At 70.6% G+C, this 13,430-nt stretch carries 12 protein-coding genes; 4 read left to right on the top strand and 8 right to left on the bottom strand.

The genetic code is table 11. The features are described from left to right. Nucleotides 1-47: 47 nt before the first annotated feature. Both KY661_RS35395 and KY661_RS35390 read right to left on the bottom strand, forming a co-directional pair. Entirely contained in the window at nucleotides 48-620 is a 573-nt protein-coding gene (locus KY661_RS35395; protein ID WP_225414394.1) for an imm11 family protein, read from the bottom strand. A gap of 7 nt (nucleotides 621-627) precedes the next feature. Further along, a complete protein-coding gene (locus tag KY661_RS35390) occupies nucleotides 628-1,923 on the bottom strand; it encodes an AHH domain-containing protein (RefSeq protein WP_225414393.1) in 1,296 nt (431 codons plus the stop codon). Between the two features lie 485 nt (nucleotides 1,924-2,408). Here KY661_RS35390 and egtB point away from each other — a divergent pair, with 485 nt between their 5' ends. Further along, entirely contained in the window at nucleotides 2,409-3,737 is a 1,329-nt protein-coding gene (gene egtB / locus KY661_RS35385; protein ID WP_225414392.1) for an ergothioneine biosynthesis protein EgtB, read from the top strand. Between the two features lie 20 nt (nucleotides 3,738-3,757). Then, nucleotides 3,758-4,768 (top strand): L-histidine N(alpha)-methyltransferase, encoded by a 1,011-nt coding sequence (gene egtD, locus KY661_RS35380; protein WP_225414391.1) that lies wholly within the window; start codon nucleotides 3,758-3,760, stop codon nucleotides 4,766-4,768. 373 nt (nucleotides 4,769-5,141) lie between these two features. Here egtD and KY661_RS35375 read toward each other — a convergent pair whose 3' ends face one another. Genes KY661_RS35375 through KY661_RS35360 form a run of 4 tightly spaced genes read right to left on the bottom strand, consistent with a single transcriptional unit; the run spans nucleotide 5,142 to nucleotide 7,863 of the window. Then, the gene (locus KY661_RS35375; protein ID WP_225414390.1) at nucleotides 5,142-5,705 is read right to left on the bottom strand and encodes a hypothetical protein; all 564 of its coding nucleotides are present in this window, start codon (nucleotides 5,703-5,705) and stop codon (nucleotides 5,142-5,144) included. Then, a complete protein-coding gene (bacM, locus tag KY661_RS35370; RefSeq protein WP_075005993.1) occupies nucleotides 5,705-6,166 on the bottom strand; it encodes a bactofilin BacM in 462 nt (153 codons plus the stop codon). The genes KY661_RS35375 and bacM overlap by 1 nt, the downstream gene beginning before the upstream one ends. A 3-nt stretch (nucleotides 6,167-6,169) precedes the next feature. Next, complete coding sequence (locus KY661_RS35365; RefSeq protein ID WP_225414389.1) at nucleotides 6,170-7,057, bottom strand: ParB/RepB/Spo0J family partition protein; 888 nt, start codon at nucleotides 7,055-7,057, stop codon at nucleotides 6,170-6,172. A 14-nt stretch (nucleotides 7,058-7,071) separates the two neighbouring features. Continuing rightward, nucleotides 7,072-7,863: a ParA family protein gene (locus tag KY661_RS35360; protein ID WP_225414388.1), complete on the bottom strand. Its 792-nt coding sequence runs from the start codon at nucleotides 7,861-7,863 to the stop codon at nucleotides 7,072-7,074. 505 nt (nucleotides 7,864-8,368) lie between these two features. Between KY661_RS35360 and KY661_RS35355 the strand changes: the two genes are divergently transcribed. Then, entirely contained in the window at nucleotides 8,369-10,000 is a 1,632-nt protein-coding gene (locus KY661_RS35355) for a protein kinase domain-containing protein (RefSeq protein WP_225414387.1), read from the top strand. Nucleotides 10,001-10,036: 36 nt separating this feature from the next. Here KY661_RS35355 and rsmG read toward each other — a convergent pair whose 3' ends face one another. Continuing rightward, complete coding sequence (gene rsmG, locus KY661_RS35350; RefSeq protein WP_225414386.1) at nucleotides 10,037-10,690, bottom strand: 16S rRNA (guanine(527)-N(7))-methyltransferase RsmG; 654 nt, start codon at nucleotides 10,688-10,690, stop codon at nucleotides 10,037-10,039. 167 nt (nucleotides 10,691-10,857) lie between these two features. Between rsmG and KY661_RS35345 the strand changes: the two genes are divergently transcribed. Next, nucleotides 10,858-12,036 (top strand): hypothetical protein, encoded by a 1,179-nt coding sequence (locus KY661_RS35345; protein ID WP_225414385.1) that lies wholly within the window; start codon nucleotides 10,858-10,860, stop codon nucleotides 12,034-12,036. On the opposite strand, the gene KY661_RS35340 is transcribed toward KY661_RS35345, so the two are convergent. Then, on the bottom strand, nucleotides 12,000-13,364 hold the full coding sequence (locus KY661_RS35340; RefSeq protein ID WP_225414384.1) for an RCC1 domain-containing protein: 1,365 nt from the start codon (nucleotides 13,362-13,364) through the stop codon (nucleotides 12,000-12,002). The genes KY661_RS35345 and KY661_RS35340 overlap by 37 nt on opposite strands. Between the last annotated feature and the right edge of the window lie 66 nt (nucleotides 13,365-13,430).

The following is a 13,430-nucleotide window of genomic DNA, read 5'->3' as shown; positions in this document are numbered from 1 at the left end:
ACGAGCGGCACTGGCGAGCCCTTTACCCTACACACCCGGGCCAGGATTCAAACCGCGTCAAACCGTCCTCCCACGATACCGGCATGCTCCAGCGCCTGCTTGATCTCTGCATCGACGATGAGCGGCGGAGACCACCCCCAGAGCCGGAACACGCGCGCATCGCCGGTTTTCGACGGGTCGATGCGCAAACCCGACACGGAGCGATACTCCCCTGCCCGGTGCGCTTGCACGCCGTGCCGAGGGTAGTGTTGGACCTCTTCACAGGCCGCGTCATCGATGCACCGGATCTGCCGCGCCACATTGAGGAGGTAGTAGGGCTCGGGATCGCCTTCGACTTCCACCGGAAAGAGCTGAACATCGAGCGAGGCCAGTTCCCGGAATACGGTGGCGGCCCTCGCACTGAGGATGGGTGTCCGCCCTGCCCCCGCAGTCGTGAAATCCAGGGACCGTCCCGGGCGGTAGAGGGGAATGCGCAGCGTCTCGCGAAGGTCTACAGGCTGGCCCAGGGAGAACCGCCAGATGTCGTCGATCTCCACTCCCGAGGGCTGGGCGGGCTCCGCGAGATACCAGCGCCCTGGCACATCGACGTCGATGTTCAAGTCGAAAAAGCATCTGTCCATGGCCACCTCATCCTGGCGCCTTGGTGAAGAGTCTGCGCAGCTTTGTTCCTTCCGTGAGGAGATCCCGCGCCATGCTGGCGAGTTCCTCCATCAACGCGGCCCGGCACTGGTCTGGGCCCCGGCATTGCAGGGTGGCCTGGTCGATGCGCCTGAGCACTTCGCGATGATACTCGGCAGGATGAGGCCCCTTGTGGCCTTTGATGCGAACCTTGTTCGCGGCGTCATTGAGACTCATCTTCGCCCGGTCGAACACCTGCTGGAAGAGCGGAGTCCAGGGGCCACCGGATGCCGCGGAGACCTCGTTCTTGTCGGTGCAGATGTGGTGAATGTCCCCTTCGGGGTCCCCTTGAATCGTGCCTCCGGTCCCCATCGCTACTGCGGCAACCGCAGTAGGGGCGAGCGAGACGTTCAGCACCTCTGCCGAGGGAAGGGCGATGGCGTGCACCTCGCCCGCCAACGCTCCTGAAAGCCGGAAGCCCCCTTCCGTCTGCGCCCTCAACGCCGCCTGGGCGAAGCCCGGCATGTTGGGCCCCTGCGCGGCCATGGCGCTCTTGCCACCGAGCGCCGTTAACACGGCAATGATCAGAACACGGGCACCGTTGTGCCCGAGCACTCTTCCGAAACGGTGTCCGGTGTCTTCCAGCTCCGAGAAGCTCCGGGCATCATCCGCTTCCGCCATGAGCCGCAGAAACCCTTGTCCAAGATTCCAAACAGGGACAGCGCCGAGGTAGGCGATCAGGGAGGCCGTCAACGCAATCGCGATGAGTTTCGTGATGGGCTCGGGTGCAACCAGCATGACGAGCGCGGTCCCAGCCATGGAGACAACCATTGCCCTCAGGGCGGCCGGGTTCGTCAGATCTTTCACCGCGTCTTCAACCCCGTCCCAGACTGTATCGAAGGCAAAGAAGAGCGCCATCATGCGCCGCTCCGCAGTTCCCAGCGTGAATCCTCCCGAGAGAAGGCTCAGACACTCGTCCGGCTCCCCTTGTTGCTGGCATATCCGCGCGTAAGACGGAGGCACGGCATGGTCCTGAGCCCCACCGGCGATGCCCCTTGTCCCGGAAGAAGCAAGCAACGTGAATGGGCCTTTTCGAGGAGGCTCCCCCAGCCCCACGCTCAGTCTCATGTTGAGCACGAGCTGTGCAACAGCAGCCTCGAACTCCAACTCATCCATCTGGATCGGAGCCGTATTGACAGGCCTGTACGTGATTGGCTTTCCTTCGCCCGTATTCAAATACACTACCCGCGTCGCGGCGCATCCTGACGCGAGGAGCATGAGCACGACGGCTCCGCACATTCTCATGACGTCTCCGAAGGCAGGGGAAGCAGGTGGCGGCTTATCGTACCGCGAGAATCCTCCCTCCTTTGACGTCAACCGCGTAGGTGGCACCTGCATCCAGGACAGGGATGCTCAAGGAACACGCCTCCGGATTGAACAGAAGTCCTCCATGGCCAACTGAATTGCTGCCACCAAGGCTCCTGGCAGGACGTGCCGTCCCCAGCTTGGCAGCTCGTCCGGAACCTGAATCATCCTGGCTTCCTCTGGGGAGGCATGAACAGGCCGAGAGGTCTCTCGAAAGAGGCCACAGGCAGGCAGCAGAAGGGAGGGCACCAGCCAGAAGCTCCGGCTCATCGCACGCGGAATCATTTCCCCTCCACACCACATCCCCAGGAGCCAAGCGAAGGAACGGCCATCGCTGTTCGCTTCCGGACGGGCCCCGTGCGTTTCTAGCACTCGGGCTGCCCGGTGGCCGCAGGCTCTTGCTCACCTTCAACCCGTGAGGCGCCATGCCGAGCCAGGTGGGCAGTGCGGATCCAAGCCGTGTCTCGCCGCAACCGTGGAAGGCCCGTGCGTGGCTCGAGCTGGAGGCCGCCCGGCGCCGCACCCTGCACATGCTCTCCGGTGTTCCCGAGGCCGAGCTCGTGCGCCAGCACTCGCCCCTCATGTCCCCGCTCGTCTGGGATGTGGCCCATGCCGCCAACTATGAGGAGCAGTGGCTCCTGCGTGCCCTCGGAGGCTCCGCGCTCACGGATCCGGCCTTCGATGCCGTCTATGACGCCTTCCGCCACCCCCGCCGCACCCGCTCCGCCCTCCCCCTGCTTTCCCCCGAGGCCGCCTTCGCCTATGCCGCCCGCGTCCGCGAGGCCGTGCGGGCGCTTTTCGACCGGCTCCCCGAGGACGCCTCCGAGCCGCTGCTCGCGGGCGGCTTCGTCTTCGGCATGGTCGCCCAGCACGAACAGCAGCATGCCGAGACGCTCGCCGCCACCCTTCAGTTGATGACCTCCTGGGAGTACCGCCCCGCCTCGCGCGCCCTCCCCCGCCCCGGCGCCGTTCCCCTCCATGAGGTGCTCATCCCCGGCGGCCCCTCCCTCCAGGGCAGTGACGCCGCCTGGGCCTATGACAACGAGCGGCCCACCCACCCCGTGGACCTCGCCCCCTTCTTCCTCGACGCCCACCCCACCACCAACGGCGACTACCTCGTCTTCGTCGAGTCCGGGGGCTACGAGGACCCGCGCTGGTGGCACCCCGAGGGCTGGGCCTTCCTCCAGGCCGAGGACATCCGCCACCCCCTCTTCTGGGCCCGGCTCGGGCCTCGCGACTGGGCCCGCCGCCGCTTCGGCTTCGTGGAGCCCCTGCCCCGCGATGAGCCCGTGCAGCACGTGTGCTGGTACGAGGCCGATGCCTACGCCCGATGGGCCGGCAAGCGTCTGCCCACCGAGGCCGAGTGGGAGCGCGCCGCCACCGGGGGTGCCCCTTCCCGCGCGTTTCCCTGGGGGGAAGCTCCCGTCACCGCCGTGCACGCCAACCTTGGCGGCGAGGCGTGGGCCCCCGCCCCCGTGGGCGCTTTCCCCGAAGGCCGGAGCAGCGAGGGAATCTGGGGATTGCTCGGGGACGTGTGGGAGTGGACAGCCAGTGACTTCGGTGGCTACCCCGGCTTTCGCGCCCACCCGTATCGTGAGTACTCCGAGGTGTTCTTCGGCCCCGGGCACAAGGTGCTCCGGGGGGGTTCCTGGGCCAGTGCCCCCGTCGCGGTGCGCAACAGCTTCCGCAACTGGGACTTGCCCATCCGCCGTCACATCTTCGCGGGCTTCCGCTGCGCGCGCGACGCCCGCTGACGCACCCCAGGGAGCAGACCATGTCCGAGCACCATCCCGCGGAAGCCGAGGGCCCCTGTCGCAGCCTCGTCTCGGTGGAAGTTCACCTGCACCCGGACGAGGCCCGGCGCGCGCTGCACCAGGAGGCGTTGACGGGGCTGTGCCTCCACCCCAAGGAGCTGTCCCCCAAGTGGCTCTATGACGAGCGCGGCAGCCAGCTCTTCGACGACATCACCCGCCTGCCCGAGTACTACCCCACCCGCCGCGAGCGGGAGATTCTCCACGCCCACGCCGACGAGGTGGCCCGCCTCAGCGGCGCCGACACCCTCATCGAGCTGGGCAGCGGCACCAGCGAGAAGACCCGCCTGCTGCTGGATGCGTTGCGCGCCACCGGCTCGCTCCAGCGCTTCGTCCCCTTCGATGTGAGTGAGCCCTTCCTCCGGCGCGCCGCCGCCACGCTCGCCCACGACTACCCCGGCCTGTCCGTGCACGCCGTGGTGGGCGACTTCGAGCGGCACCTCGCCCACCTGCCCCGGGGCGGGCGCCGGCTCGTGGCCTTCCTGGGCGGCACCATCGGCAACTTCAAGCCCGAGGCCCGCGCGCGCTTCTTCCAGGATGTCGCGGACCAGCTCGCCCCCGGCGATGGGCTGCTGCTCGGCACGGATCTGCTCAAGGACCGCGCCCGCCTCTTCGCCGCCTACAACGACAGCGCCGGGGTGACGGCCGAGTTCAACCGCAACGTGCTGCGCGTGCTCAACCGCGAGCTGGGCGCGGACTTCGACGTGGACGCCTTCTCCCACCTGGCGCCCTTCGACGAGGAGCAGGGCTGGATCGAAATGCGCCTCGTGTCCCGGCGCGCCCAGCAGGTGCGGCTGCCCGCGCTCCAGCGCTCGACGGTGTTCGAGGCGGGCGAGGTGCTGCGCACGGAGGTGAGTTGCAAGTTCCGCCCTCGGCAGGTGGAGGCGGAGCTCTCGGCGGCGGGCCTTCAGCTCGCCGCGCGGTGGACGGATCGCGCGGAGGACTTCGCCCTCTCGCTGGCCTTCAAGCACTGAGCGCCGCGGCGCGCGGCACGGGGTCCTTCAGCCGCTTAGCGGCGGCGGCGCGGATCCCGGCGGACCGGAACGGGGATCGGCTGCGGCCGAGCGCGCGTCCCCATCAGTCCCGCCGCCACCAACACGCCCACCACGATGGCGCCAGCGACATTCACAACGGAGGGGAGCAACTCGGGGAGAGTCATTGCTTTCACTCCTTCGGGTTCTTCGGGTTCGGGGCGAGGGCTCCGGGAAAAGCCGCCCAACGCGAAAAGTCCCAGGCTGTAAGGACGTAAGATATACGTTATGTACTCGTAATGAAAACGTGAAGCCCCCTCGTGTGCAAGGGCTCACATACTTTCAGCGTAACCGGGACGCTCCGCCCCCGCCGCCTTTAGCGCGGCGCGCTCTGAACCTGGATTTCCCGGCAAGCCTCATTGGCCAGGCGTACATCTTCCATCCCCGCGCCGGGCAGCGAGGCGCACAGGAACAAGTCCTCCCCCACGCGCTTGGCGCCCAGCAGCACCGGGGCGTGCATCCCCACGCCCCCGTCCGGCAACTTCGGGGCGATGGTCAGCCGCAGGAGCGCGAGGTTCTCCTCGTCCTCCTCCTGGTCCAACGAGATCTCGAACTGGGAGAACTGCTCCCGCGCGGACTCCGCGAGCGCCTCCGACGAGGGGCGCGCCGCGCCCTCGCCCCGCCGGATGTCCACCCGCAGCACCGGCGTGCCCGGGGGCCCCGCCTGGAAACTTCCGTCCGCGGCCATGACGGCCGACCAGCCGGGCGGCAGGGGTACCTTCACCCCCGCCTTCCCCGCGGCCGGCCGCTCCCCCCCCACTTCCACGGCGGGGAGAGGGCGGGCAGGCGCGGGCTCCTTCGGGCCACAGCGGCAGCCCGCCGCCGGCAGCGTCAGCACCAGCGCGGCGGCCCACCCCAGGCTGTGGCCCCGGGCGCGCACTACTTCTTGTCGCCGCCCGGCGGGGGAGGCGCCTTCGAGGCGTTGCCCAGGTTCTCCATCTTCAGCGTGCCCTCGAAGATGACGCCCCGGTCCATGGAGAGCGTCGGCGCCTCCAGGTTGCCCTTCACGCGCCCCGGCTGCTTGAGCTCGATGAGCTGCGTGGCCTTCACGTTGCCCTCCACCGTCCCGTGGATGATGACGGTACCGGCGTGGATCTCCGCCTGGACGCGCGCCCCATCCCCGATGACGAGGGAGTCCTTGGTGAAAATCTGCCCGTTGAACTTACCGTCGATCCGCACCTGCCCCTCGAAGGTGAGCTTGCCTTCGAACTCACTCCCCTTCCCGAGCAGCGTGTGAATGTCCCCTGGACGCATCGACACGGAATCCTCCTCCCGCTTGAACAATGGCTTGCTGATGGTGGTGCTGAGTGTCTCTTCTTTTTTCCCGCCAAGGAGCGCCACGCCCTACTCCTTCCTAAGAAGCTTCAACAACCGGTCGAGGTCATCGTACGAGAAGAAGTCCACCTCCAGGGTCCCTTTTCCTTGGCCTTTTTCGGACAGGCGGACCTTGGTGCCGAGCAGCCGCTGCAGCTCCTCCACCAGCGCCTTCACCTGAGGGCTCTGCTTGGAGGCCTTCGCGGGCTCCTTCTTCGCGGGCCGCTTCTGCTGCACGAGCTTCTCGGTGTCGCGCACCGAGAGCTTCTGCTCCACCACGCGGCTCGCCAGCGCCTGGAGCTCCGGGAGCCTGGGCACCCCGAGCAGCGCGCGCGCGTGGCCCATGCTCAGCGCCCCTTCGGCCACGAGCGCCTTCACATCGTCCGGCAGGCCCAGCAGGCGCAGGGCGTTGGCCACCGTGGAGCGCTCCTTGCCCACGCGCTGGCTCACCTGCTCCTGCGTCAGCTTGAACTCCTCCACCAGGCGCTGGTAGCCCTCCGCCTCTTCCATGGGGTTCAGGTCCGAGCGCTGGAGGTTCTCCACCAGCGCCAGCTCGAAGGCCTGCCCCTCGGTGACGTCGCGCACGATGGCGGGCACCTCGTGCAGCCCCGCAGCCTGCGCCGCGCGCCAGCGCCGCTCGCCCGCGATGAGCTTGTAGCCCTGCCCGTCCTTGCGCACGAGCACCGGCTGGAGCAGCCCCTGCGCCTTGATGGACTCGGTGAGCTCCGCGAGCTTCGTCTCGTCGAAGTAGCGGCGCGGCTGGGCCGTGTCGCGTTGGATGGCCTCAATGGGCAGCTTCAGCACCCCGGCCTTGGGCGCTTCCGCGGGGGCCGCGGCGGGCGCCGGGGCCGCCTGCGGAATCAGCGCCGAGAGCCCCCGGCCCAGCGCCCGCTTGTGTTTGTCGCCTGCATTCAGCACGTCGTGTCTCCCCTTCAGGCCACGTGGCGCTTGGAGGGCTTGTGGCCCTCGCGGTTCATGATTTCCCGGCCCAGGGCCAGGTAGCTCTCGCAGCCCTTGGACTTGATGTCATAGAGGATGATGGGCTTGCCGAAGGACGGGCATTCCGCGAGCCGCACGTTGCGCGGCACCACCGCGGTGAACACCTGGTCCTTGAAGTAGCCCCGGGCCTCCTCCACCACCTGGTTGGCGATGTTGGCGCGCGAGTCGAACATGGTGAGCAGGATGCCCTCCATCTTCAGCCCCGGGTTGAGCCCCTGCTGCACCAGGTCCACCGTGTGCGTGAGCTGCGAGAGCCCCTCCAGCGCGTAGTACTCGCACTGCAGCGGGATGAGCACCGAGTCGGCGGCCACCAGCGCGTTGAGCGTGAGCAGGCCCAGGGACGGCGGGCAGTCGATGAGGATGTAGTCGTAGTCGTCGGCCAGCGGGCGCAGCGCCTCGCGCAGGCGGAACTCGCGGCGCTCCAGGTTGACGAGCTCTACCTCCGCGCCGGTGAGGTCCGGCGTGGCGGGCACCACCTGGAGGAAGCGCAGCTCGGTGGGGTGGAGCAGCTCCCGCATGGGGCGCCCGCCGAGGAGGGCGTCATAGACGGTGCCCTGGAGCGCCTCGCGCTTCAGCCCCAACCCGCTGCCCGCGTTGCCCTGGGGGTCCATGTCCACCAGCAGGGTGCGGCGCTCGGCCGAGGCCAGGCTCGCCGCGAGGTTGATGGCGGTGGTCGTCTTGCCCACGCCGCCCTTCTGGTTCGAGATGCAGATGATTCGACCCACGTGTCCCATCCTCTTCAGTCCCGGAGGCTTCCGGGAACCAACGTTGCCCACGACACCTTCCCACCACCCCGGGGGGCAACACCCCGGCGGGCGGAAGCATGCACGGGCCCTATTGATCCACCAAATCAGCAGATGATCCAGTCCACGGCCCGCCCGCCCGGCGTGCGTCCCCTCGCGCCGGGGGACAGGGGGAATGTTCCACGTGGAACGTCCGGAAGCGGAGGCCGGGGAGCCTTCCGGGGGACCGGGCGAGGGCCGGTGTTCCACGTGGAACAACCGGAGGACGCTCCGCCGGATACCGTCCGGGCAGGGGAGGGCCCGTGTTCCACGTGGAACAAAAGGGGAGCCTGGGTGGATGCCGGGAGGTTTGGGGAGGCGCTGGTGTTCCACGTGGAACATCGCCCGCCCCGAGGGGGACCGGGCAGCCCGGAGTGTTCCACGTGGAACATGCCGGAGCGCGTTCCGCCCTGGCAGCGCACCGCCGGTTCGGGGAGAATCCGCCCCCATGGAGCGGACGCGCGGGGGGCCGGGTGAAGTGGAGCGGGAGGGGCTGGAGGTGGGGGTCCAGGAGCTGTCCTGCCCGGCCTGCACCCAGCCCGTGGAGGCCCCCTTCTGTGGCCAGTGCGGCGCCGTGGTCCGCGTGGGGCCCTACCGCGTCCTCCGCGTCCTGAGCCACGACGGCATGGGGCGCACGTACCTGGCCCAGGGCCCCGAGGGGCGGATGGTCCTCCGGGAGCGGTGCTTCTCCACCGAGCCGTCCCCCGCGGACCTTCGCGGCATGCAGCTCGAGCTTCAGCGGCTCCAGGCCCTCGCCCACCCTTGCGTTCCCCGCTACCTGGAGGTGCTCCTCAGCGGCAGCGGCGCGGACACCCGGGCCTACCGGGTTCAGGAGTACATCGAGGGCACCTCTCTGGAAGAGGACTTCGCCCGCGGGCGGCTCACCGAGACGGAGGCCCAGGGGCTCGCGGTCCAGGTGCTGGGGCTGCTGCGCTACCTCCAGGAGCGCACCCCGCCCCTTGTCCATGGGGACCTGAAGCCCTCGAACCTCATCCGCCGCGCCGATGGCGCCCTGTTCCTGGTGGACTTCGGCATGGGCTCCGGCCCCATGCTCCGCCCGGGCCGGGCCCCCTCTCCTTATCGTCCGCCCGAGCAGGGCTCCGGCAGGGCTGATGCCACCACGGACCTGTTCTCGCTGGGGGTCCTCCTGAAGCAGGGGCTCACGGGCGCGGCGCCTGGGAACCCCTCCCCTCCCCTCGCGGTGTCTCCCCCCTTCGCCCGGTTCCTGGAGCGGCTCTCCGCCCCGGACCGGCGCGCGCGGTTCTCCTCCGCCTACGAGGCGATGCGGGCCCTGGAGCCCTCTGTCCTTCCCCCCCGGCGGCGGACCCCGCTCCTGAAGGTGGCCCTGCTCGGCACCGGCGTGTGTCTCACCGCCCTGGGGGTGGGGCTGTTCCTGAAGAAGCTCTCCCCGCTGTCTGGGTTCCGGCCCCGCGTGGACGTCTCCGCGCTGGCGGCTCCGGGCCCCCAGTCCATGGCCCCGGGGCCTCCCGTGCGGCACGGCTCCCCGCCCTCGTCCCGCGCACGAAGGCAACCCACCCTTCCGACGCGGTCGATGGGCTTCGCGTATGACCAGGGACAAAAACCGGGCTCGATGAAGATCCCGCTCCAGGGGATGGAGGTTCTGGAGCCCCAGCACACCCCCAGACGGTGTGAGTGGGCCCAGCGCGGCACGGCCACCTCCTCCATTCATGTGCCCGGTCAGGAGCCCAAGGCCGTCCTGGATCACGATCCGGACACCGCCTGGCGCAGCACCGCTCAGCCCACGTGGCTCCGGGTGGACCTCCCGAAGGAGGTGGAGCTCAATGCCCTGGTGCTCACCTGGGCGGTGACGGGGCCCGGCCGCACGAGCGCCGAGGGCATCCTGGAGACCAGCCTGGATGGCAGGACCTGGGAGCCGATGTTCGCCGTGACGAACACCGCCGCCGAGAACGACGTGCCGCACCTCATTCAGTTCGCCCGCCGCCCCATCCAGTCCGTGCGCTTCAAGGTGCGCCTGTCCGGCTCGGACCTGCTCAGCGTCCGTTCGCTGGAGCTCTACGGCAGCGGCTGCTCCCTGCGCGGCCCGAACCTGGAGCGCTGAGACACCCCGGGCGCCCTCCCCTCCCGGGCCGCCGGCTCAGGCCTGGGAGAACACGGCCACCTGGCGCTCGGCGCCGGAGAACGGCAGCCGGTACTGGCGCGAGGACACCACGCGCAGCCCCCGCTCGGTGGCGCGCGCCGTCAGCTCGGACTCCGGCTGCGCCTTGCCGAGCATCGCCACCACGCGCCCTCCGGGCTGCACGTACGCGGGGGCCAGCGCGAGCCAGTCCGGCAAGTCCATGAAGGCCCGGGCGATGAGCAGTTCCGCGCGCGGAATCCCCTCGCGCTCCGGGCCGCCCTCGGCGCGCAGGTGCAGCCCCCGCGCCTCCTTCAGCCCCAGCACCGCGATGGCCGCCTTGAGAAAGCCCACCTTCTTGCCCACCGAGTCCACCAGCGTCACCGCCAGCGCCGGCCGCGCCAGCTTCAGCGGCAGCCCCGGAAAGCCCGCCCCCGCGCCCAGGTCTAATAAGGAGGTGGCGCCCTCCACCTCGGGCAGCACCGCCAGCGAGTCGAGGAAGTGCTTCTCCAGCACCTCCTCCGGCGCGGTGATGGCGGTCAGGTTCACCTTCGCGTTCCACTTGAGCAGCTCGCCCATGAGCCGCTGGAGCCGCGGCCCCACGTCCTCACCCACGCTCACCCCCAGGGCCTCGCAGCCCCGCTGAAGCTGATCCATGAACCGCACGTTATCCACAGCGCCTCCTCCGCCACGGGCCCTGCAACCGCCCGGAATTGCTGCATGCTACAGGTTGCTCCGAGTTGTCCACACGTTGTCCACACCCCCTCGGGAGATCCACCGCCCCGGCCCCCCGGGGGCGGCTCCTCCCGCCCCGCGAGGACATGGTAGAAGGGGGCTTCGCCATGCCCAGCGTCGCGCAGCAGGTAGAGGCCAAGCTGTCGTGTCACCGGCCCGAGGCGCTCGTGCCCCCGCTGGAGCAGCGCGAGGTGGTGCAGCTCCTGCGCCGCGATTCGCACCTCTCCGCCACCCTGGGCGAGCTGTCCCAGCGCGGCACCCTGGAGGTGCTCGTGCGCCGGGTGGAGGCCCCGGAGCAGCGCCGCACCTTATTAGAGGTGCTCGCCGTGCACGCGGATGCCGCCCAGGCCCGCACCGTCCAGGCCGTCCTCGCGCGAATCGATCTTCCTATTAAGGAGGGGGACGGCCCCACCGTGGCCGAGGAGCTGTGGCAGGTGCGCTTCAACCTGCTGCGGCTGGGGGTGCCCGCCCACGGCCAGCGGTTCGATGACACGCCCTACCAGCGGGTGATTCCGCGGGATGGCCGCGAGCCCTTCACCGGCCAGGGCGCCACCGGCATCCGCCCCGACGCGCGCACCGTGCCCCGGAGCGACAAGTGGTCCCGCTGGCGGCAGGTGCCCCCGCCGCCCACGCTCGCCCCCGCCTCCGCCGGGGACTGGTCCACGTACCTGGCCAAGCTCGGCGCGAAGGACCGGCTGCTCCAGGCCAAGCTCGTGCTGCGGCGGCCCCTCACCACGCTCATGCCCACCATCTGGGGCCCCCTGCCCCCGGCCCGCGCGGAGCTCATCGCCGTGGCCGCGCGCCAGTATGGCCAGGAGCCCGCGCTGCTCGCCGCGCTCCTGCTGGCCGAGCAGAGAGACCAGTCCGCGCAGGAGGAGGCCAAGCACTATGCCCGGGCCGCCGAGGGCGCTCCCTCCTCCTTCCTCGGCCTCGGGCAGGTGGCCCTCCCGGCCCTCACCCACCACGCGCTGCTCTCGGAGGTGCTCGCCCCCGAGGTGCTGCGCCATGCCTCCCCGCTGCACCTGGCGCGCCTGCTGGCCGATGACGCCCTCAACATCATGGCGTCCGCGAAGTACCTGCGCATCGTCACGCAGGCCCACCCTCCCCCGCCGCCCCCGCCGGAGGAGGCGGACGCGGACCGGGACGGCACGCCTCCGGAGAACCCCCTGCACGCGCTCGCCGCCCGGTACACGGGCCGCGCCCGCGAGCCCTCCCGGGCCGCCACCTGGGGCCACTTCGTGCACGAGGCCTACTGCGACGTGAAGGCCGCGCGCGTGTTTCCCTGAATCCACCCGGCCGCGGGGCTGGGGGCGCCCGGCTCCGGACGGTCTCCCAGCTGGCCCAAGTCGTTGAGGCCCCAGGCCTGGAGGGCCCCGCCCCGGTGCACCGCCAGCGAGTGATAGAAGCCGCCGGCCACCGCTCCGTCGCTTTGGAGCCCGGGCACCTGCACCGGCCGTGAGCGCTCCTGGGTGAGCCCGTTGCCGAGCTGGCCCTCCTCGTTGCGGCCCCAGGTCCACACGGTGCCGTCGGCCAGCACCGCCAGCGAGTGCATGCCGCCGCCCGCCGCGCTCACCACCGGCCCCAGCCCCTCCACGGGGGCGGGCCGCGCGCGGGAGGAGAAGGAGCCGTTGCCGAGCTGGCCGCTGTAGTTGTTGCCCCAGGCCCAGAGCGTGCCCCCCGCCCGCACCGCCAGCGAGTGGTAGAAGCCGCCGGCCACCGCCACCACCTCGCCCAGCCCCTCCACCCGGCCAGGCCGCGTGCGCTGGGTGGAGCGCCCCTCGCCGAGCTGGCCGAAGCCGTTGTTGCCCCAGGCCCACACGGTGCCGTCCGCGCACAGGGCCAGCGAGTGGAAGCCCCCGGCCGCCACGCCCACCACGCCGGAGAGCCCGGGCACCCGCACCGGCGTGGCCTGGTGGAGCGTGGAGCCCTCGCCGAGCTGGCCATAGTCGTTGAAGCCCCAGGCCCACACGGTGCCGTCCGCGCCCAGGGCCAGCGAGTGCATGTAGCCCCCCGCCACCGCCACCACGCCGGAGAGCCCGGGCACCTGCACCGGCGTGGCGCGGTGGGTGGTGCTCCCGTCACCAAGCTGGCCATAGCCGTTGTTGCCCCAGGCCCACACGGTGCCGTCCGCGCGCACCGCCAGCGCGTGCGAGCCCCCGGCCGCCACGCCCACCACGCCGGTGAGCCCCGGAATCCGCCCCGGCTGGGCGTGGGCGGACGTGGTGCCGTGGCCGAGCTGCCCCGCGCTGTTGGAGCCGCACGCCCAGACGGTGCCGTCCGTGTGCACCGCCAGCGAGTACTGGTAGCCGCCCGCCACCGCCCTCACCCCGCGTTGATCCGCCGCCTGCCTGGGCGTGGCGCGGTGCTCGGACGTTCCCTCCTGGCGCGCGCCCAACCCTCCGCCGGTGCGCGCGCCCCGGAGCGCCATCGCGTGGAAGCCACAGGCGGCCATGGCGGCCATCCCCCCCAGCCCCAGCGCCTGCATCGGCGTGGCGCGGCGGGTGGAGCGGAACGGCAGGCGCTTCGGGGCCTGCACCCCAGGCGCGGGGGCGAAGGCATCCGGCCCCGGCGGCGAGTCCGCCCACCCACAACCGGCGAGCAGGCAGAGCCCCATCCACGGCAGGAGCCTCCGGGGCCCCCGCGTCTTCGTCTCAGGAGCTCCACCACGCTGACGGGACAG

Origin of the sequence: Allostigmatella hybrida, from assembly GCF_020103775.1 — a bacterium.
In the GTDB taxonomy this organism is placed as follows: Bacteria; Myxococcota; Myxococcia; order Myxococcales; family Myxococcaceae; genus Hyalangium; species Hyalangium aurantiaca.
This window is presented reverse-complemented; position numbering and strand designations above follow the sequence as displayed.